The organism is Flavobacteriales bacterium, from assembly GCA_016704485.1.
GTDB lineage: Bacteria > Bacteroidota > Bacteroidia > Flavobacteriales_F > PHOS-HE28 > PHOS-HE28.
The window spans coordinates 695,713-716,021 of sequence record JADJAA010000002.1; the positions used below are offsets into that span (position 1 = coordinate 695,713).

Annotated in this window: 19 protein-coding genes; 11 read left to right on the plus strand and 8 right to left on the minus strand. The window is 49.8% G+C overall.

Annotation, left to right across the window (positions count from 1 at the left end; all coding sequences use genetic code 11):
* Window positions 1-55: 55 nt before the first annotated feature.
* Window positions 56-583, minus strand: coding sequence for a GNAT family N-acetyltransferase (locus IPF95_14045; GenBank protein ID MBK6475806.1), 528 nt, complete (start codon window positions 581-583; stop codon window positions 56-58).
* Window positions 584-740: 157 nt separating this feature from the next.
* Here IPF95_14045 and IPF95_14050 point away from each other — a divergent pair, with 157 nt between their 5' ends.
* Both IPF95_14050 and IPF95_14055 read left to right on the plus strand, forming a co-directional pair.
* Window positions 741-2,405, plus strand: coding sequence for an NAD(P)/FAD-dependent oxidoreductase (locus tag IPF95_14050; GenBank protein ID MBK6475807.1), 1,665 nt, complete (start codon window positions 741-743; stop codon window positions 2,403-2,405).
* 347 nt (window positions 2,406-2,752) lie between these two features.
* The gene (locus IPF95_14055) at window positions 2,753-5,551 is read left to right on the plus strand and encodes a gliding motility-associated C-terminal domain-containing protein (GenBank protein ID MBK6475808.1); all 2,799 of its coding nucleotides are present in this window, start codon (window positions 2,753-2,755) and stop codon (window positions 5,549-5,551) included.
* A 117-nt stretch (window positions 5,552-5,668) separates the two neighbouring features.
* Here the strand turns inward: IPF95_14055 and IPF95_14060 are convergent, their stop codons facing one another.
* The 3 genes from IPF95_14060 to ppsA form a co-directional block, all read right to left on the minus strand.
* On the minus strand, window positions 5,669-5,896 hold the full coding sequence (locus IPF95_14060) for a type II toxin-antitoxin system HicB family antitoxin (GenBank protein ID MBK6475809.1): 228 nt from the start codon (window positions 5,894-5,896) through the stop codon (window positions 5,669-5,671).
* 178 nt (window positions 5,897-6,074) lie between these two features.
* Window positions 6,075-7,043, minus strand: coding sequence for a gliding motility-associated C-terminal domain-containing protein (locus IPF95_14065; protein ID MBK6475810.1), 969 nt, complete (start codon window positions 7,041-7,043; stop codon window positions 6,075-6,077).
* Between the two features lie 110 nt (window positions 7,044-7,153).
* Window positions 7,154-9,631 carry a phosphoenolpyruvate synthase gene (gene ppsA / locus IPF95_14070; GenBank protein ID MBK6475811.1) on the minus strand — a complete coding sequence of 826 codons (2,478 nt, stop codon included), beginning with the start codon at window positions 9,629-9,631 and terminating at the stop codon, window positions 7,154-7,156.
* Between the two features lie 236 nt (window positions 9,632-9,867).
* Between ppsA and IPF95_14075 the strand changes: the two genes are divergently transcribed.
* Window positions 9,868-10,071, plus strand: a complete 204-nt coding sequence (locus tag IPF95_14075; protein MBK6475812.1) for a hypothetical protein — start codon at window positions 9,868-9,870, stop codon at window positions 10,069-10,071.
* Window positions 10,072-10,227: 156 nt separating this feature from the next.
* Window positions 10,228-10,635, plus strand: coding sequence for a hypothetical protein (locus tag IPF95_14080; protein ID MBK6475813.1), 408 nt, complete (start codon window positions 10,228-10,230; stop codon window positions 10,633-10,635).
* A 340-nt stretch (window positions 10,636-10,975) separates the two neighbouring features.
* Here the strand turns inward: IPF95_14080 and IPF95_14085 are convergent, their stop codons facing one another.
* Entirely contained in the window at window positions 10,976-11,167 is a 192-nt protein-coding gene (locus IPF95_14085; protein ID MBK6475814.1) for a hypothetical protein, read from the minus strand.
* 131 nt (window positions 11,168-11,298) lie between these two features.
* Window positions 11,299-11,976 (minus strand): response regulator transcription factor, encoded by a 678-nt coding sequence (locus IPF95_14090; GenBank protein ID MBK6475815.1) that lies wholly within the window; start codon window positions 11,974-11,976, stop codon window positions 11,299-11,301.
* 273 nt (window positions 11,977-12,249) lie between these two features.
* Between IPF95_14090 and dcm the strand changes: the two genes are divergently transcribed.
* The 5 genes from dcm (at window position 12,250) to IPF95_14115 (ending at window position 17,039) form a co-directional block, all read left to right on the plus strand.
* Window positions 12,250-13,512 (plus strand): DNA (cytosine-5-)-methyltransferase, encoded by a 1,263-nt coding sequence (gene dcm, locus IPF95_14095; GenBank protein MBK6475816.1) that lies wholly within the window; start codon window positions 12,250-12,252, stop codon window positions 13,510-13,512.
* Between the two features lie 167 nt (window positions 13,513-13,679).
* Window positions 13,680-14,213: a peptide-methionine (S)-S-oxide reductase MsrA gene (gene msrA / locus IPF95_14100; protein ID MBK6475817.1), complete on the plus strand. Its 534-nt coding sequence runs from the start codon at window positions 13,680-13,682 to the stop codon at window positions 14,211-14,213.
* 60 nt (window positions 14,214-14,273) lie between these two features.
* Window positions 14,274-14,981 (plus strand): hypothetical protein, encoded by a 708-nt coding sequence (locus IPF95_14105; protein MBK6475818.1) that lies wholly within the window; start codon window positions 14,274-14,276, stop codon window positions 14,979-14,981.
* Window positions 14,982-15,091: 110 nt separating this feature from the next.
* Entirely contained in the window at window positions 15,092-16,456 is a 1,365-nt protein-coding gene (locus IPF95_14110; protein MBK6475819.1) for an OmpA family protein, read from the plus strand.
* 154 nt (window positions 16,457-16,610) lie between these two features.
* A complete protein-coding gene (locus IPF95_14115) occupies window positions 16,611-17,039 on the plus strand; it encodes a DUF983 domain-containing protein (GenBank protein MBK6475820.1) in 429 nt (142 codons plus the stop codon).
* Window positions 17,040-17,047: 8 nt separating this feature from the next.
* Here IPF95_14115 and IPF95_14120 read toward each other — a convergent pair whose 3' ends face one another.
* Complete coding sequence (locus IPF95_14120) at window positions 17,048-17,758, minus strand: class I SAM-dependent methyltransferase (GenBank protein MBK6475821.1); 711 nt, start codon at window positions 17,756-17,758, stop codon at window positions 17,048-17,050.
* 179 nt (window positions 17,759-17,937) lie between these two features.
* On the opposite strand from IPF95_14120, the gene IPF95_14125 reads away from it, so the two are divergent.
* Window positions 17,938-18,387 carry a MarR family transcriptional regulator gene (locus IPF95_14125; protein ID MBK6475822.1) on the plus strand — a complete coding sequence of 150 codons (450 nt, stop codon included), beginning with the start codon at window positions 17,938-17,940 and terminating at the stop codon, window positions 18,385-18,387.
* Window positions 18,384-18,986: a nitroreductase family protein gene (locus tag IPF95_14130; protein ID MBK6475823.1), complete on the plus strand. Its 603-nt coding sequence runs from the start codon at window positions 18,384-18,386 to the stop codon at window positions 18,984-18,986. The genes IPF95_14125 and IPF95_14130 overlap by 4 nt, the downstream gene beginning before the upstream one ends.
* Window positions 18,987-18,999: 13 nt before the next feature.
* Here IPF95_14130 and IPF95_14135 read toward each other — a convergent pair whose 3' ends face one another.
* Window positions 19,000-20,298 (minus strand): alkaline phosphatase family protein, encoded by a 1,299-nt coding sequence (locus tag IPF95_14135; GenBank protein MBK6475824.1) that lies wholly within the window; start codon window positions 20,296-20,298, stop codon window positions 19,000-19,002.
* Between the last annotated feature and the right edge of the window lie 11 nt (window positions 20,299-20,309).

Here is a 20,309-nt window from a genome sequence, read left to right on the forward strand (position 1 = left end):
AGTGTATGCCTGACGATAGGATGAATCATTTTGATAGCTCTCGTACATCAAAGATCTAGACCTTTGTTCTGAAAAGGAATAACTCCTCGTCCCGAAAGATCACCTTTCGTTGAAATTCCATCCCGTTGTGCTTGGCTACGGCCTGGCTTGCGAAATTGGCCGGATCGATCAGTGAAACCACGGATGGCGCGAGTTGATGGTCTGCCGCAAATGCTTTACAAGCTACCGCCGCTTCCTTCGCGTAGCCCTTTCCCCATGCAGATGGCAGCATGTGGTACCCGATCTCCAATTCCATTTCCCCCTCGACCTCCTGGGTGAGCAATCCAACCATACCTACTGGCTTGTTGGTCGCCCGCTCGATCACAGCATTCAAGCACGTGCCATTACGCGGTATGCGATCCAAACTCTTCTGGATAAAGAAGGTGCATGAAGCCGGATCACCGACCTTCAGACCTAAGAACCGTAGACAGTCCGGGCTATTGATGAACTCCATCCACCAATCGCAGTCATTCATGCTAGGTCTGCGAAAGATCAGCCGTTCCGTACTATGGCCTTCCATTGATGGTATGGGTAGTTTGATCATTTTAGGTTCTGGAAGGCTGCAAAGAAATAGGTTTGATCTCAGCGGCCCGAAACACCTACAGTTCACTCAGGTGCTAAATAACTCCGACCTTTACGCATCATCGAAAAAAGACGTCGCAACAGTTGTTGCATCAAGAGGTCTTTTGTGGCCTCGAAGAATGCAAGAACGATCTGACTTTGATACGATAATCATTGGCTCCGGCGCTGGAGGATTGTCCGCGGCGATCTGCTTATCCAGAGCGGGCCAACGCGTTTTGGTGTTGGAGCAACATGACGTCCCAGGAGGTTGGTGCCACAGCTTTTATTTGAATGGTCATCGGTTCACGCCTGGGGTGCATTATGTGGGTCTATTGGGAGCAGGTGAGTCCACCAGCGAGCTATACCAAGGCCTTGGCATTGCCGATGAATTGGTGTTCTTCCGCATGAACCCGAAGGCATACGAACATTGCTGGATCGGCGGTGAACGCATAGACCTGCCTGCGAATTTTGATGAATTGATAGAGTCGCTTTCAACACGTTTCCCGAAGGAGCGGAAGAACATCAAACAATACCTGACCACAGTGCGTGATGTTTGTGCACAGTTGATGCTGATCCCCAAAATGAACGGGTTTTGGGATAATGTTACGATCCCCTGGCGAACGCGGCACTTAGGCAAATATGGCTTGTTCAGCCTGAAGACAGTGATCGACCGGTTCATTCAAGACCCATTGCTGAAAGCTGTTTTGAACGTGCAATGCGGAGACCATGGAGTGCCGCCGGGCAGAGCGAGTTTTCCATTGCATGCGGCGGTAATGTCACACTATTTCAGCGGCGGCTATTATCCTATGGGTGGCGGCGGCGCCATTGTAAAGGCCATGACGAATGCGATCAAAAAGCATGGTAGCGAAGTGCGAACCAGCCAGCGCGTAAAGCGGATATTGTTAGAAGGGAAAAAAGCGATCGGCGTAGAATTGGAAACCGGCGAACGCGTACTCGCCAAATATGTGATCAGCAATGCAGACCCTGCTACCACATACCGCAAATTAGTAGGAGTAGAAAACGTATCTCCGAAATTGGTAAAGAAGTTGGACAAGACGAAGTACTCGTGTACATCACTCATGCTCTTCCTAACCGTGGATATGGATGTGCGCAAAGCTGGGCTGGACTCAGGTAACATTTGGTACACCGCAGGCATCGTGGATGCTGATGTTCTGTACAGTGAAATGATGCAACCGGATATCCTGAAAGGCGAAGAATTTCCAGGCATGTTCATAAGCTGTACGACGCTAAAGGATCCTTCCAGCTATGATGGGAAACACCATTGCCTAGAGGCCATTTCGTTCATAGACCCGAACGCTTTCGAACAATTCAAAGGGGAAGGAAATGATCGCTCGGCTGCCTATATGGAATACAAAGAAGCGATCATGGCCAAGATGTTGAAGACCTTGGAAAAAGTGGTGCCGGGCATTGGTGCGCATATTATCCACAAGGAATTGGGCACACCGCTTACAAATTCGTTCTTCATCAACTCAACAAATGGGTCGGTGTATGGGACGGAGAAGATCTTCAAGCAGATCGGCCCGTTCTCGTACAAGCCCAAAAGTGAGGTCGAGAACCTCTACTTATGCGGCGCCAGCATAATGTCCCACGGAGTTGCTGGTGCTGGTTATTCCGGCGTACAAACGGCCGCAATTATACTTGGTTGCCGTTCCGAAGATTTAATTAAGCCAACCGGAACAAACCCGGTAAAGACCTACGAAGCAGAGGACCCGAGCAACTATCCGGAAGCGTTAAAGCGCAAGATGGAAGTGAAGCGGAGTCGGGCAGGGGTTGTTGGATCGTAATTAGTAGCCTTTATATCTGGGGATCCATTGCTTCGCTTATAAGCTTTTGTGTGTTTCCTGATCACTGGTCTAATACCATCCGTACTGACGAATGAACCATCCAATAACTAATACCACAGCAACTAGTCCTATTATAAGGAGTGCGCTTATCATCGAAAATAAACCTACTGTGATCCGTGCTGACCAGCGCCACATTCGTGCAAGGTAGAACTGTTCTTTTATACAGCGCATTGCATGAGAAGCTTTCAATTTGAATGCACCACGTACGCGTACATTTGGTGCACTGCCATGGAAACTCTCACCAAGGCATCCTTTTCACCACCCCTTACGTCTTACGGTCGATCCACATGGTTGATCCACTTTCACGCCGAGTGCGTTATTGGTCAATAGCTTTTGCGCAATTTGTCGTGTGCTTTGCGAGCGCGCAGGATCCGATCACGGTTACTAGCCAATGTCTTGGCCAAGTAGCTGCGGAGCACCACAGTTTGGCCATGGGTCCGGTGGGGACGGATTGGTTCGGCCCTGTAGTTAAGTCTGTTCCTCTAGGTGACGGAGGTTCTGTGGCCATGTACCGTTATATCGCCGGTCCGGATACGGGTGTGCAGGTGACCCGTTTCGACTCCATGGGCGCTACGGTCTGGAACTACAGTTTTACGGATCCGGGCGTGCCATATCTGCATCCTACTACTATTTGCCAAGCAAATGATCTTGGCTATCTGATCGGTGGGCAGACGGCAGGCTACACCAATGTGTGGGATCCATTCATCCTGAAGTTGGACGCGGACGGCAACTTCTTGTGGTTCAAGACCTACACGTGCAACCGCAACCTTTTCGTCAACGACATTGCTCAGAGCTCAAGCGGCAACATCTGTATGGTGGGCGGCGACTATTTCCTGTTGACCGCCTTCTGGGCCAGCCCATGGAATAATGGTTTTGATGCCAATGCTAACGCAGCCGTGGTGCTTGTGACTGATGGCGCCGGTGCTCCGCTCAGCTTTACGCCTTACTCCTTCCACTTCGGTGGTGTGGATCGCAAATGGGAGAACTTCTGTGATGTGGAGGCCATGCCGGACGGTTCGTTCTTGATCGCTGGGAACAGCGGCCACAACTGGGATTTTTTCACGGCCACTGCGCTGCACATCGATAATAGTGGTGGTTTGCTCTGGTGTCGCAATTGGCTGTGCACGCAGTTCGGTGGTACGTGGAGCAGCGATGTGGCGCAAAGTGTGGTAGCGGGTGTCACGCCGGGAACGGCACTTATCTCTGGTTATGTGAGCGATCACAACCAGTACGGTACGGGCTGGAGCTATCGTGACGCGTACGCGGCACAGATCGACATTGCCACCGGTGATCTGAACTTCAGCAAGCGCTATCCCATGACAGCAGCCAACATCATTGACTCTGAATTGTCCAATGGAAGACTACTGATCGTCGGTAGGCAATTCACCAGTGCAGGACTTAGTGGAGGTGTGCTCTATGATGTTGATGCTGCCACTGGAACGCTGGGTCAAATGCGAACGTACCATTTTGGTTCATCTCCGGGAACTTCCATCGCTTGCATCGATGCCTACGCCAACGGTGATCTGTTGCTTGCAGGAAACACCGGTCGCAACGGTTTTCAACAGGCCATAATGCTCAAGACCGATGCGCTTGGCGCCGCAACATGTACAGACAGCTTGTGGGAAACGCCAGGGGATATCGACCTCGTATGGACCGAGAAGTTCATGACGATCAACGATCCCGGTGGACTGAATCCCAGTCCGCTGACCACAATACCCACCGTTGCAGTTGATCGCACGCTTATCCGCAATTGTGTATGCCTCAAAGTTTCCACCTTCTGTCCGCTTCCATTGGATACGCTCTTCACGCTGGACAAGGACACGCTTGCTTGCTCTGGTGACTCCCTTCACATCGCCTCCGATCTGGAAGAGAGCTTACAATGCGGTGATCCGCAATTCACCTATGCTTGGGAGTACTTCTCGGATGGGGTAGTGGTCAACAATGGGGTTGTTGGCGGAACATCCTTTGCTACTTCCGGGCAAGCTTCACCACCGGGTTTGACAGCACCGGACGGATCAGTATCCGTGCAAGTACAATTGCGCGTGATCGATTGCGCCGGCGATACGATATGCAAGGTTGCAGCATCCGTTGGAATTGGTGGCTTTCAGACCATTGATGAAGTGCTGGCAGCGGATACGGTTTTCTGCGGTGCGGCTTTGCAATTGGGTCCGGGTTCCACGGATCCTGATGCAACGTTCTCTTGGTACGCTACCACCTTGGATGGCGATCTGGCACAAGCCCAAGCGGGTGGGGTCGTCAGCACCAGTGCACTTTACAGCGCTGGATCCACAGGTACTTATTTTTTGCTCAGCAATGTACATGGTTGCATCAGTATAGATTCCATTCTGGTGGATATGGACCGCCTCACGATCGATCTGGCGGACAGTGCGTGGTTCTGTAAGAATGACAATGTGTTGTTAGATGCTACTTGGCCGGGAGCAACGAGCTATCTGTGGAGCGGTGTTGTAAGTAGTGATAGCGCAACCGCAATGGCGACCACCGCGGGCAATGCTATTGTAATGGTGCATGTCGCGAATTGTGTAGGTGCGGATACCATCGCAGTTGCAGAACACCCTTTGCCCGTATTCAACCTACCGGATGAAGTGCCGTTGTGCATCGATACGCGCATTGCACACTTGGTGATAACAGATCCTCATGATAGCCTTGTCTGGAGCACAGGTGAAACAACTTCATGGATCAATGCGACGGAGACGGGCTACGTTTCGGCCAGCATATTTGTAGATGGATGCCACTCAGAAATGGACAGCACTTTGGTATACTTGGAGGATTGTACCTGCACGCTCTACGTGCCCAATAGCTTCACCCCGGATGGCGACGGCGTCAACGATGCGTGGGCACCCGTAATGGATTGCGACCTGCGCTACATGGACCTGCTACTCTTCAACCGCTGGGGAGAACTCATCGCCGAATTGAAAGAACCCGCCGACCGTTGGGATGGCACTTACGGTGGCCAGCAATGTCCCATTGGTGTGTACGCATATAAATTACGCTATTCCAGCATTCGCTTGGATCAGGAACAGACCGAACGGTCGGAGGTGTTCGGACATGTGTCGCTGCTGCGGTAGAGGAGTGGTTCTTGAATATTTGATGTGAGCCTTTTGTCCGCAACAGTTCGAACCCATGTTGACGTAGGACCCGGATCAGCTCATCCGGTGTTATCGAAGGAGTAGTGGACATTACCACTAAAAGCCCACCACCATGGAGTACTCCAATGTGCGGCTATCGTCCGGTATCGGATCACCTTCTGCTTTTAATGTCTCCAGAAAAAGCTCAATGGCTTCTTTCGCCATGGCCATTGCGTGGTCAACATCATCACCATAGGTAATGCAACCGGGCAGTGCGGGCACGTTCACTGTGTAACCACCTTCGGGTTCATGTGTAAGTAGTATGCGATATGTGCGTTGGGTCATGATGATCCGAGGTTGCTAACAAAGTTACGCGTTTACGCCTTTTCCAACCTTCACCCCGTTCTCTGCCGCGATCTTCTTCTCAACCTCAGCAATAGCCCGTTCTGTCTTCAATAACGGATCCATTTCAATATTGGAATCATTACTAGGCAAAATCGTTAGTCATGAAGCGTTAGAGATACTACCGCAATAGCGACACATGGCCTTTCAGCTTCTCTTGACCAGAACATTCAGAAGATGATTGAAGAACGTAATAATACACTCCATCCGGAGCTGGCTCTCCTCCAGACGATCGACCATCCCATGACGTAGTTGCCGAATGCATCAGATCTCCCCATCTCGAATACACCTGCAAGTAATAGAGCGAACCCGATTGCATCGGGGCAAACTGATCATTAACCCCATCTCCGTTCGGAGTAAATACATTGACAACAACAGCGGGAGGATTCGCAGTGAGTTCGTTTAACTCCGCTGATGTAGCTGCCCCACTCACTCCATATTGGAAAGCTCCAATACACTGTGGTTGTACCTGAGCATTTGATGGCTCAACAAAGTATACGTCATTTCCGTTGAATGCGATCAGACGGATATCATCCACACAAGGCCCGGTTCGGATAGTCACTGCCCCTAAGACCCCATAGAATGGCATTTCCATTACTCCAATGGAATCTACGCCGATTATCCCAGACTGGGATTCGCTCATCCTTATCCGGATAAGTGCATCATATCCTGCAGTCATGTAAAGGTCTCCTTGGTACCAAGTCAAGTCTCCTGAAGCTGAATATCCAATGTATCCTAGCACTGCAAATGAGCCATCAGTTCTAATGACACAGAGCGAGTCCCACGACTCAAAGAGCAGTTGCTCATTGTCTAGTGCAACCAACGAAACTCCACTGAAAGGTGCTGGAATTGTTGTGACAAGTTCTGGCATTCCAGTCGTTCTATCAATCTCATAAAGATATGATGAACTAATGCCGAACAAACGGCCTTCCGGAGTGAGGGCGATATCACCGAACCCGATCCCGGTGTCACCAATGTAGGTCGTATCACAACTGATGGGATCGAACTCGTACAACCATGGTCCACTTACAACATACACTACATCCTGACATCTAATGTAGTTGTAATGAAAACAAGCGAATAGTAACATCGCCGAAAAAGCGAGTATTCTGAAATTCGAACTTCGTTCAAAAATTCTATTTGATAACATTGGATTCAACCTAAAGATGGTCGAATATCCGGATTCGCTGCTTGAGAGGCTCAAGCCGGTACCTTCCCCTTACCAGCCGCGATCTTCTTCTCCACCTCAGCAATAGCCCGCTTCGTCTTCAACAAACTATCCGGAGTAACACTGATCGAATCGATCCCCAGTTCCACCAAGAACTGCGCAAAATCAGGGAAGTCACTAGGACCTTGGCCACAGATGCCAACTTTGGTGCCGGTGCGCTTGGCGGTCTCGATCAGCATCTTCAGCATGCGCTTTACGGCCGGGTTACGCTCGTCGTAAAGGTGTGATACCAGTGCGCTGTCGCGGTCCAAGCCGAGCGTAAGCTGCGTAAGATCATTGCTACCGATGGAGAAGCCGTCAATGTGTTCGCTGAACTCTTCGGCCATGATGATGTTGCTCGGGATCTCTGCCATCAGGAAAAGCTCCAAACCTTCCTTGCCGCGCTCCAGCCCGTATTCCTTCATCACTGCGGTCACGCTTTGCAGCTCTTCCACCGTGCGGCAGAAAGGCACCATCACCACCACGTTCTTCAGGCCCATTTTCTCGCGCACACGGCGAATGGCCTTACACTCCAGACCGAAGGCTTCCTTGTACACTTCGCTGTAGTAGCGACTTGCACCGCGCCAGCCGATCATCGGGTTCTCCTCGTCCGGCTCGAAATGTTCGCCGCCCAAGAGGTTCTTGTACTCGTTGCTCTTGAAGTCGCTGAACCGCACGATCACCTTGTTAGGGTAGAAGGCCGCGGCGATCTTGGCAATGCCATAGCTCAGCTTTTTCACGAAGAAGGTCTCTTCGTCCTCATAGCCGTGGATCAAGTAACTGATCTTTCCGCTCAGGGCCACATCCCCGAGTTCCTTGTGTTGTAACAACGCCAATGGATGCGCTTGTATGTAGTTGTTGATGATGAACTCCTCACGCGCCAAACCCACGCCGGCATTCGGCAAACTGCTGAACTTGAACGCCAAGTCCGGGCTTGCCACGTTGAGCATGATCGGGGTCTTCGTCTCCGGCATGTCGGCGAGCATCGTTTCCTCTTTATGGAAGGGGATGATCCCGCTGTAGATGATGCCGGTATCACCTTCGCAGCAACTGGCGGTTACTTCCATACCGGTATCCAAAAGGTCGGTGATATTGCCACAGCCCACGATCGCGGGCACACCCATTTCACGTGCTACAATGGCCGCATGGCACGTACGGCCGCCTTTGTTGGTGATGATCGCGCTGGCCTTTTTCATGATCGGCTCCCAATCCGGGTCGGTCATGTCCGTTACCAGTACATCGCCTTGTTGAAAGTCCTTGCCATCACCGCTTCCGCCACGACCATCGAGGCTGAAGAGGATCCGCACTTTACCAGCGCCAGCGCGGTCGCCAATGGCGATACCGGTGGCGATCACCGGGTGTTTCTTTGGCGCCTCTGGTGTGGCCTCGTCAGGGTTGATCAACTTGTATTCCACCACACGGTCCGTGGCCTTGCGGCTGTGGATCGTTTCCGGGCGGGCTTGTACGATGAAGAGATGACCGGTCAAGCCGTCAATGGCCCATTCTACATCCATCGGGCACCAGTGGCCTTTCTTATCACTGTAATACTTTTCTATGGCTGCCACGCTGCGCGCGATCTCCAGTACTTGATCATCGGTCACACAAAAGCGGTTGCGTTGGGCGCGCTCGATCGGGATGGTCGAGGTCGGCTTTCCGGGCTCAACACCGTAGACCATCTTACGATCCTTGGAGCCCAGCTTCTTTTCAATGATGCTGGTGTATCCCTCTGCCAGTGTGGGTTTGAAGACAAGCCACTCATCGGGGCTCACAGCGCCTTGCACCACCATTTCTCCCAAACCATAGCTGCCGTTGATCAGTACCACGTCCTTGAAACCGCTTTCGGTATCGAGGCTGAAGGCGACACCGCTGGCACCCACATCGGAGCGTACCATTTTCTGGATGCCCACTGAAAGTCCCACTTGGAAGTGATCATATCCCAAGCTCTCGCGGTACACAATGGCGCGATCGGTGAACAAGGAAGCGAAGCAGTTCCGCACGGCACTGATCAAGTCCTGGTGCCCACGGATGTTCAAGAAGGTCTCTTGTTGGCCGGCGAAGGAGGCATCCGGCAGGTCTTCCGCGGTGGCACTGGAACGAACGGCCACGTCGGTAGCTTCTTGTCCGTATTTCTGGGACATTTCATCGTACCGCTGCATGATCCCTTTCCACACCTCTTCAGGGAACTTTCCGTTCTTCACCAAGGTGCGCACGGCAAGACCTGTGCGGCGGATGTTCTCTATATCATCCACATCAAGCCCGGCAACGATATCCCGGATCTTCTGGTCCAGCACGTTATGTTCAATGAACGCTTTGTAAGCAGCAACGGTAACCACATATCCTCCCGGCACTTCAACCCCGAGCTTTCCGAGGTTTTGGATCATCTCACCGAGGCTGGCATTTTTACCACCAACGGTTTCGATATCACTTAGTTCAACTTCGTGGAGCCATTTCAAGTAAGGTTCTTTAGGCATGATCTGAGTTCAAAAGTGCGGTTTATTGAAGAAGCTTTCTAACGGACGAGTCAATGCAAAGGTTGGGAAAATAGATAAGTTCATCTCGATTTTCTTGGATGGATCGAATATCGCCGGTTCTGGCCTTGATGATGAAAGTATGACACCATTGGATTCAAGCATTTGCAGGAATAAATAAGAACGACGTCCCCAGCCTGATCTGTTATCCCTAACTTTGCGACCCTTCAAGGACGAACATGACGACAAAACGAGCCAAACTCCGCAAGGGGAACAGCGGCACCGGAAAAACGGTAGCCAAGAGAAGCGACACACGCGCCAAGCGGAAAGCCGAAACTGCGCGGAAAATGACTGCAGCTGCAGTTCAATTGAAAGCCGTGGCGAAACCGGCAGCTACCGCTAAGAAGGCAGCGCCAAAAAAGAAAGCAGCAGCAAAAAAGTAACGGATCATTCTGATCAGGGACCCCATTGGTGCGTTGCACTTGTGGGGTTTCTTTTTGAGCGTGGTTTTGTAATACAACACTCAATGCTCGCATGTTCTGCACCCCATTCCGATGTTCGGGGGCATCTATTCTGAAAGATCCTGTTACATTCGGATCATGCCAGTCTTAGCCGATAAGGTTTGTTTGGAGTGTGGTGAGAAGATCGTAGGTCGCACGGACAAACGATTTTGTTCAGATGCGTGCCGAAATCTCTTTCACTATCATGCGAACAATAGCAGCATAAACTATGTCCGCAATGTTGTGAATACATTGAAGCGGAACCGCAGGATCCTATCTGAACTGAATACGGGTGCTGAGGGGAAGACCAAGGTGCACAGGGAGAAGTTACTGGAACATGGATTCAGTTTCATGTACCATACCAACACCCACATTACCAAAGCGGGGAACAATTATGTGTTCTGTTTTGAACAAGGGTATTTGGAACTGACCGAAAATTGGTTCATGCTCGTGCGCCGGGATGAGTACCTGGATAGAGCTGGCGATCCTAAAAAGAACAGTAGGTAGTACAACTACATTCCTAGGCATAACTCTGCCCTTTAAGAGGAGATGAGCCAGATGTTGAAAATGCTATTCGGTGAAAGAAATTCACCACAAGCTTTGCATTGTTAGGGTAGGGTCTAGCCGAGTGCCCAAATAAGCAGCACGATCATACCCAAGGTCATTAGGGCCAGTAACACGGGCCCTCCGATCTCATTCTGTTCAGCTTCAGCTGGGAAATGGTCATCGAAATGTTGGTCGCTCATGAGGAAGGGTTATGCGACAAATATAACCGTGAACCCATATGATCCAAATTCTGGAAGAAAAGAATTGAGCAACAAAGATCCGGGATCTTGAGATCCTGATCTCAGTTAAGGCTGAACGTTGGTTGGCGAAGCACCATTCGGGCTATTACCGCGCTTTCATTGGCCTTCATTCTACGGACCATTTCAAGCACCTGTTCATCCAATTCACGGTCGCTCAATTTCTCCAGATCCCGGTATACGGGTAGGCTGCTCTTGCTTTTGAGTATCAGCGATATTTTGTAGGAGCGTGACATTGTGTTGTACAGTAGACGTGTGTACCATATAGAAGGATGCCTATGCGGGTCAAAAAAATAACTGAACTAGAGGAAAGGTCGAAATTGTCGTGCGAACGGCAACTAAATACAGATAAAACGCATAAAATGCTTTAGGCGTCGAACTTATAGCCTACGCCTTTTACGGTTCCGATCCGTTCGTCGCCTAATTTCTCTCTCAATTTGCGGATGTGAACATCGATCGTACGGTCACCAACGAAAAGTTCATTGCCCCAGATCCTATTGTAGATCTCATCCCGCTTGAACACCTTACCAGGCTTGCTCATCAACAATACGAGCAGCTCGAATTCCTTTTTGGGAAGTTGAAGCTCCTTGCCATCGGTGTAGACCATCACCTTTTCAAGATCCACTCGCACACCATTGCTTTCAAGCATTTCATGATCCGGAACTTCACTTGATCCCGTGCGTTTCAACAGCGCTTTTATCTTGCTTACGAAAAGTTTTGGTCGCACAGGCTTGGTTATGTAATCGTCCGCACCAGCCTCGAATCCAGCGATCTGGGAATAGTCCTCTCCACGGGCTGTCAGGAATGTGATCACCGTATGCTTGAATTCAGGAAGCTGTCTAAGCAGGGTACATACTTCAACGCCGTCCATACCAGGCATCATGATGTCTAAGACAATAAGATCAGGCTTATCCACTTTAGCCGTCTTGATCGCATCCTTACCGTTCAACGCAGTTGTCACCTGGAAACCTTCCCGTTCAAGATTGTATTTCAGCAGTTCCAGGACGTCTGCTTCATCATCAACCAATAAAACCTTCTGGGCCATATCTCTAATTATTACAGAACCATAATGCAGTATAACGCTGCAAAGGTCGGTAAGTCATTTCGTATCACTGTTAAACCTGCGTCAAATGTATGTTAAGCAGTCATCCTGATAAAGTCACCTTTTACCCCTCAATAGGCTCTGTCTCCATATCGGAATTTGGGTCCATAGTTATATCAGCGGTTTGTTCCAGCCAACTTTACACATCGCAGCGTTGATGCATCACCAAAGAAAAACTTGATCGCAAGGAGCACATTTTACTAAGTTCGGCCCGCCGTGGCCAAGAAAACTTCCTCAAAACAGGTATTACGCGTAGCAGAGCTGTTCGCCGGTGTAGGTGGATTTCGGCTTGGGCTGGAACGGGCAAGCAGCAGTGCAACTGGTTTCAGTGTGGTTTTCAGTAATCAATGGGAGCCTGGCAAGCGCAAGCAGCACGCCTCTGAGATATACGCCGCTCGTTTTGGTGAAGAACATCATACGAATAAGGACATCGGCGAGATCGGTATTGAAGAGATACCTGATCTTGATGTGCTGGTAGGTGGGTTTCCATGCCAGGACTATTCGGTTGCAAGTACCTTGCATCGTTCCAAAGGGCTAGTAGGCAAGAAAGGTGTGTTATGGTGGCAGATCCATAGGATCCTAAGCGATAAGAAAACACCACCGGCCTATTTGATCTTGGAGAATGTGGATCGTCTATTGGGTTCACCAACAGGCCAGCGGGGTAGGGATCTCGCGATCATGTTGCGCTCCTTGGATCTTCTGGGTTACGCGATAGAGTGGCGTGTGATCAATGCTGCAGAATATGGAATGCCGCAGCGACGCCGAAGGGTCTTCCTTGTGGGTTATCATCGCACAACGCCACTTTTCGAAGCACTCAAGAGATCGGATCCTACGGTCTGGCTGCGGAAGAAAGGCGTTTTAGCCGAGGCATTTTCGTGTAAAGAAGAAACCAAAGTTGACGCTTTGGATATTGATCAAAGTTTGTTGCTCCTTTCCAATGAATTCGGCTCGTTCAAGGGTTTATCGCCATTCAAGAATGCTGGGGTTATGATCGGAGCCAAAGTTTACACGACCAAAGTATCCAGCTTGAGCAAAGAAGAACCCATGGTGTTGGGCGATCTTCTTCAACCAGAAAAGGAAGTGCCTGCCAATTTCTACATAGCGCGTAAGGACCTGAAAGCGTGGAAATACCAGAAAGGGGCCAAAAGTGCAGCGCGTATTTCGGCGATCAATGGGCACGAGTACACGTATTCTGAAGGGGCTATGGCATTTCCGGATCCATTGGATAAGCCGGCACGTACCATCATAACCGGCGAAGGTGGCAATGCTGCATCGCGCTTCAAGCATGTGGTTTGTCAGGATGGTAAGCGCTATCGCCGACTCACGCCGATCGAACTGGAACGCATCAACATGTTCCCGGACAACCATACGGAAGGGCCAAGTGATGCTTGGAGAGCATTCTTTATGGGGAATGCACTTGTGGTAGGTGTAGTTGAACGGATCGGAAAGGCATTATTGAAGAAGATCGGTAGGCCCTAGCTCCTGGAACGCCTTGTTCAACCTGGTCTTAGTAGTTCCAACACGGTGCTGCCAACTGAGCGATTTACGAGATCCGGAACCTTTACTTTTGCGCGAACTGTGCGATACCGTGTATTTTGGACCGAGAGACATTGGAGTTTTTATTTTTTAGCCAACGACAGATCAATATGTTACGAGAGACCATTACGCTGGGTGCAGGTTGCTTCTGGTGTTTCGAGGCAGTGTTGAAAGAACTCAAAGGAGTGATCTCAGTTACTTCGGGATACATGGGCGGCCGAACAAATAACCCCACGTACAAGGAAGTATGTACAGGAAGTACGGGCCATGCAGAAGTCGCACAAGTGGTGTTCGATCCGGCGATACTGTCTTTGGACCAATTGTTGGAAGTATTCTGGGGGACCCATGATCCGACGACCAAAGACAGGCAAGGAGCAGATGTGGGTTCACAGTACCAAAGTGTGATTTTTTATCACACGGATGAACAACAACGTACCGCAATGGCATATATGAAAAAGCTGGATGAAAGCGGTGCCTATGCCGGACGGTTGGTTATTGAGGTTGTTCCTGCCGTTGAGTTCTATGCCGCCGAGAATTACCATAAGGACTACTTTGCGTTGAATGGAGAGCAGGGATATTGCCAAATGGTGATCCGGCCCAAATTGGATAGGTTCCGTAAGGTTTTCGCTGACCGGATCAACTAAAGTCATAAGAAATTGAGAAGCATGATCACCAAGAATTTAATCATCTGTTGCCTTTCGACCATGCCGTTTGCGTTAGCGAATGCGCAATCCACCATTGAACTGGTTCCGAACGGATCCTTTGAACAGCTTGATAAACCGGTGAAAACGTTCGATCAACTGCCGAATGCAGAAGGTTGGTCAAATGCAAACCTCGGGTTATGTGATGTTTTTGTTCCCGAGGCTCAGGCCAAAACGGTAGGTATTCCAGAGAACGATTACGGAACCATGGTATCAAAGGATGGCGCCAATTATGCGGGTTTCTTTGCATGGAAGGATGATGTTCGTCACAATTTCGATGCAAACGATCCTGATGATGTTTTCGTGCCTGGATGGAATGAATATTCCGAATACGTGCAATGCCAACTGAACCAACCACTCAAGGAAAATGTGACCTACGAAATGGTGTTCCACGTGGCCTTGGCCGGTAATAGCGATAGAAGCATCATGGGGGTCGGCGCACATTTTTGTGAAGAGCGTATGGATCATCAACATCGTAAATTCATAGATGTCGTTCCGCAGGTCTATACGGAGGGTATCATCAAAGAAAAAGGGGCTTGGACGGAAATTCGTGGTGAATTCGTTGCGGATGGCGGAGAATCATTTCTTGTGATCGGCACCTTTCCATACGTAGGCGGTGAATCCGTGAACTTGATCGAAGGCGCTGATAATCGGTATGCGTTCTTTTATTTGGATTCCATCTCAGTGCGTGAGAAGGTCGGAAAAGAATAGTTCTTAAATGCGAAAAGATGTAGTTTTCGAAGAACATCGGAATTAAGAAGTGACGGATCGGAATACCAGTCGTCTCAGGTAATGTGAGCAACCCTCAATTACAAATTCCGATGAACAGAATAGTTACACTTACGATGACCGGGATGTTATTCTCGTTAGGCCTTATGGCCCAAGACAAAGGCCCCAACTTGATCAGCAATGGTGGTTTTGAAGGCCTCAGTTCCAATGTTACGACGTGGGATCAATTGGATCGCGCTTTAGGTTGGTCCAACGCGAATCTTGGCTCGGTGGATGTTTTCAGCAAGGAAAGCTGTAAGACCACTACAGGTATACCTGACAATGAATTGGGTGCCACTGCTGCGCAAGAAGGCGAATACTATGCCGGATTCGTTGCGTGGAAAGATGATATGCGCCCGAATTGGAAGCATATGTTGAACGGCCGTGATGAAGATCCATTGAAACCTGCGTGGAACCAGTACAGTGAGTATTTGCAGACAGCACTCACTGGTCCACTTGCGGCTGGTCAGAAATACGACGTATCGTTCAAAGTAAAACTGGCCGGTAACAGCGACCGTGCTGTAAGTGGTATCGGAGCCTATGCGTCACCAACTGAATTGAAATATAACCACCGTCATTTCTTGACCGAATCAGCAGACGTATCCAGCGCCGCAGTTCTTGGTGACAAAGCGAATTGGGTGGATGTTAAAGGAACATTTGTTGCTGATGGTGACGAGAAGTTCTTGGTGATCGGAGCATTCCCCGCAGCTGGAATGGAAAAAACCAAAATGGTTGAAGGTCCGGACAATCAGCGTGCTTATTACTACATCGATGGTATCAGCATCAATCTTCATCCGGAAGATGACCGCGACAAGGACGGTATTATCGATAAAGAAGATGCGTGCCCTGACGAAGCTGGAGTTGCAGCAACCAATGGTTGCCCTGATAGGGATGGTGATGGCGTTGCGGATGAAATGGACGCATGTCCGGATAAGGCAGGACCTGCGGATAAGCAAGGGTGCCCTGATAGCGATGGAGACGGGATCGCGGACCATCAGGATAAATGCCCGACCGTTGCAGGTGTTGCGAGTATGAAGGGCTGCCCGGAGATCAATGAAGATGTGAAGAAGCTTTTTGCAAAGGCACTTACCGGTATACAATTTGAAACCGGAAAAGCCACGATTAAAAAGACGAGCTATAGCATACTCGATCAAGTTGTTGGAGTAATGAGCGACAATCCATCGTATAACTTGGAGATCCATGGTCATACCGATAGCCAAGGAGATGATGCCAAGAATTTCACGCTAAGCGAGCAGCGTGCCGCTTCCGTAAAGAGTTACTTGGAAGGAAAAGCAGTAAGTGCTGCTCGTCTAAAGTCATTTGGCCACGGAGAGATCGAGCCTGTTGGTGATAACGCGACTTCTACAGGTCGCGCACAGAACCGCCGTGTTGAATTCAAGGTGATGTTCTGGGAGTGATCTCAATTGCACTCTGTAGGCAACGGCCGTTCGGGAATTCCGAGCGGCCGTTGCTCGTTCAAAAGCGACGAATACCATTGTGATATATCTCCTAATGTCGGTAATGCTTGGCCATACCTTCGCGGTCCACAAGTAGGCAAGAAGCACCAACAGAATGTTCGCAAAGGGAACTAAGCTGTACAGCATAGTCAATTTCAAATGCCCCTATTGCCATGAAGGCGATTTTTTTATTTCGAGCAATCCGTATGATCTAACAAAAGCAGGAGACCTTCATAGGGTGTGTTCGGTCTGTAGTAGAAAGTACGAGCGTGAGCCTGGGTTCTATTTTGGTGCCATGTACGTCTCCTATGCCTTGGCCATTATGCTCTGTGTGTCCGTTTATGTTGCTTGTATCGTGCTTTTTCCTGATGCAGCGATATGGACCAGGATCGTCGCAATACTATCAGCCTTATTGTTGAGCACACCGATCTTGTATGCACTTTCAAAGATCCTATGGGCCACGATGTTCCTGGAATACTTGGGTGTGGAACCAACAAAGAAGGAACTCGCTGAAAAAGAAAGGAGGATGCACGCCCAAGGTTGAAGGATCGCTCACATGTCCTCCATCGGATCGTTCGCGAAAAAGATCACTTGGAACGGGATCTTATCGGAATGGGCGCCCACATCGGACCATCCGTATTTCAACAATGCCTCCATCAGGTCATTTGTGGGGGTCCGTTCACTCATCGAAGGCCCAATGGGCGTTTCACGATACTGCCAATCAACGACCATAAGATATTTGGGGTAGCGCATACCCTTGCGGAGTTGTTCGAAATAAGCCTCTTTATCCTTGATGCCGTAATATTTGTGAACGAGCAACGCTACATCCACTTCATCAACATTCAGTCCGGGATCACCCACAGGCACAGCCCGGATCTTAAGTCGCTCATCGCTTAGGCCGCGTGCTTTTTTCTCTGTTTGCAGCGCTTCAATATTCTTCGGGTCAGTATCGATCGCGATCACATTTGCGCCAGCATCTATAAGTTTCCATGTGAAATAGCCATCTCCTGCGAACAGGTCGCCGAACATCATGCCGGTCAGATCGCTGTTTGCCATGCCGATAATGACTTCCGGCCGCTGCCATTCGTCGCGATCCAACGGAGTTGAATCCGTGTGTTGCTCTGGAGCAGGAGGCTTCACTTCCTGTACTGAACGCTCCGTTTGAACAGGCACATTATCAACAGAATTATCCGAAGGTGCATTGCACCCCGAGAACAGAATAGCCACAACTGAACTTAAGCGGATACAGGCATTCAATTTCATATGCTAGGGCAGGTTTTCTTGTGATCGGCAAGGTAAGGCGAACGCTTCAACTGGCATTGGATGATCAAATTCATAATGCTTAATGCAAATTGGTATTTCGCACTGAAATTGCATTCCATGGGATTTAATGTAAACGTATCTTTGCCACAACGAACTAAAGTGCGTTGTAAACAAAGGCTATGCCCAAGATTTCAGTCGAATTACGAAGCAAATTCGAAAGTGAACAGCAAAAAGCAATGCTGAATACCATGTTCACTGCGAATTGGCTGCGAAGCAAAGCGGTTGAACGTTTCAGGTCGTTCGGGTTAAGCCCGGAGCAGTACAACATACTTCGGATCCTGCGTGGTGGAAAAGGAAAAATGAAGATGCACGATGTTCGGGACCGAATGATCGATAGGGCTCCGAATACCACACGGTTAACGGACAAGTTGGTGATCAAGGATCTGGTTCATCGGGAGCGTTGTGAGTCGGATCGTCGTGTAGTATTCGTAAATATCACCAAGAGCGGGCTTGCGTTGTTGGAAGAGATCGATCTTGCAATGAAAGCGGAAGCTCGATCCGATCAGGAAAAATTGAGTAATAAAGAAGCATCAATGTTGAATGGTATTCTTGATAAATGGAGAGGATGACGGACAAGAAAGATGTGGAAATGAAGAGTAACGGGCGCAGTGAACTTAGGATCCATCAAATGCTGAATGATCGTTACAGCCCCCGTGCATTCAGCGATCGCGATGTTACCGATGTAGAGCTGGAACTGGTTCTTGAGGCTGCACGCTGGGCCAGCAGTAGCCATAATGAACAACCGTGGCGTTTCCTGGTCACGCGAAAAGATCAAGACGGGCACGCAGCACTGTTGGATTCGCTGTGGAGCATGAACAGGTCATGGGCGGATAAAGCGCCGATCCTGATCCTGAACATGGTGCAACGCAACTTGGCATACAATGACGAGGAGAATTACTTCGCACGACATGATCTGGGTGGTGCTTTGGCGCAACTAACGGCACAGGCCACCTCAATGGGTATGGGCTTACATCAGCTTGCTGGGTTCCATTCGGATCAAGCACGTCAAGCATTTCAAATACCCGAAGCCTTGGATGTTGTAAGTGTATTGGCTCTTGGATTTCCTGGAAATGCAGACATGCTTGAGGAGCCCTATCGGGGGCGCGAATTGAAGCGCACGCATAGGAGACCATTGAAAGATCTGGTCTATCTGGGTCGGTACAAGTAATTCTTGTTCCAGATCACTCTTGCTGGATAGCGTGGGACCATTGTTCCTTACCTGCCGCATCAAATATGCGTATGGTCAGTACCCGTTCCTTGGTCTTTCCGGTAACCGCGATCGTCGCAAAGTTGCGCTCCGTGAATAAGGATCCTTCCACGCGCAATTCATTCTTTTCTTTTGGTGAATATGGGCCGGAAGTGAGTGGTGAGCATGTAAGATCGTATAGTTTACGACCGTCTGCAATATCCAGTTCGGTCAGTTCCGTAAAGTGCCGATCTCCCGTAAGGAATACGACGCCTTTGATCCCTTCGACCTCGATCCTTCGCAACAGTTCTGTGCGTTCATCGGGCATGGTAGCGTAGTTTTCATACACCGCATTGGGGTTCAGGACCGGGCTACCAATAGCTACTATTTTGAATGTGGCATCGCTGTATTTCAAGGCTCGGATAAGCCAGTCCAACTGTGCGTTCCCAAGCATGGCAGGGGTAGAGGTCTTCAGATCGCCGGGTACGCGGAACGTCCGGTCATCCATAAGGAATACATCCACATCGGCATAAGTGAACATCGATGTTATCCCATTCGCACCTGTTACGCCGCACGTCGGGTTGGGCCAGAACAGATCGAACATATCCTTTGCAATTGCGCTATTCACGAAACTACCGTCCGCATCATTCGATCCGAAGTCATGATCATCCCAAATGGCATAATGCTGCGTGCTGCGTAATAACCGCTGCAGTTGCGGGGTACTTCGCGCATGCGTATAGCGGTGCAAGTAGCCGGTTCGGGTACCCCAGTCAGGCTCACGCAGGTACATATTATCACCAAGCCAAAGCATCAGGTCGGGGTTCGTAGCTGCAATCGCATCAAAGATCTCATAGCCGCTACCGTACGGTTTACCCGGTCTATCATAAACCGGCTCACCGATGTAGGCACAACTACCCAGAGCGAATGTAAGATCCGGTGGAGCCGATCGGAATTTCCAGAGCGGTTGTGTCTTGAACGTAAGTGGCTGCCCAACATCGATGGGCTTGCCTTCCAATAACACCCTGTAACCATACGTTGTGCCTGGTAGGAGTGGTGCCACCACAAAATCCATCGCATTGGCATTCAATGGTTGCGAACGCTGCTCTGCTGTTGTCAGCATGCTATCCGGTCGGTCCAATTCCCAATATTCCAGCCGTGCATTGCAGGGGCCAGGGCATTGCATCCAGACAGTTGCCTCGAACATGTCCGTATAGCCAAGCATCGGGCCATTGATCGGTACTTGGGCCAGAACGGGTGAAGCAAGCAGAGCAAGTTGGAATACGGAATTTCGCATTGTACAAATAT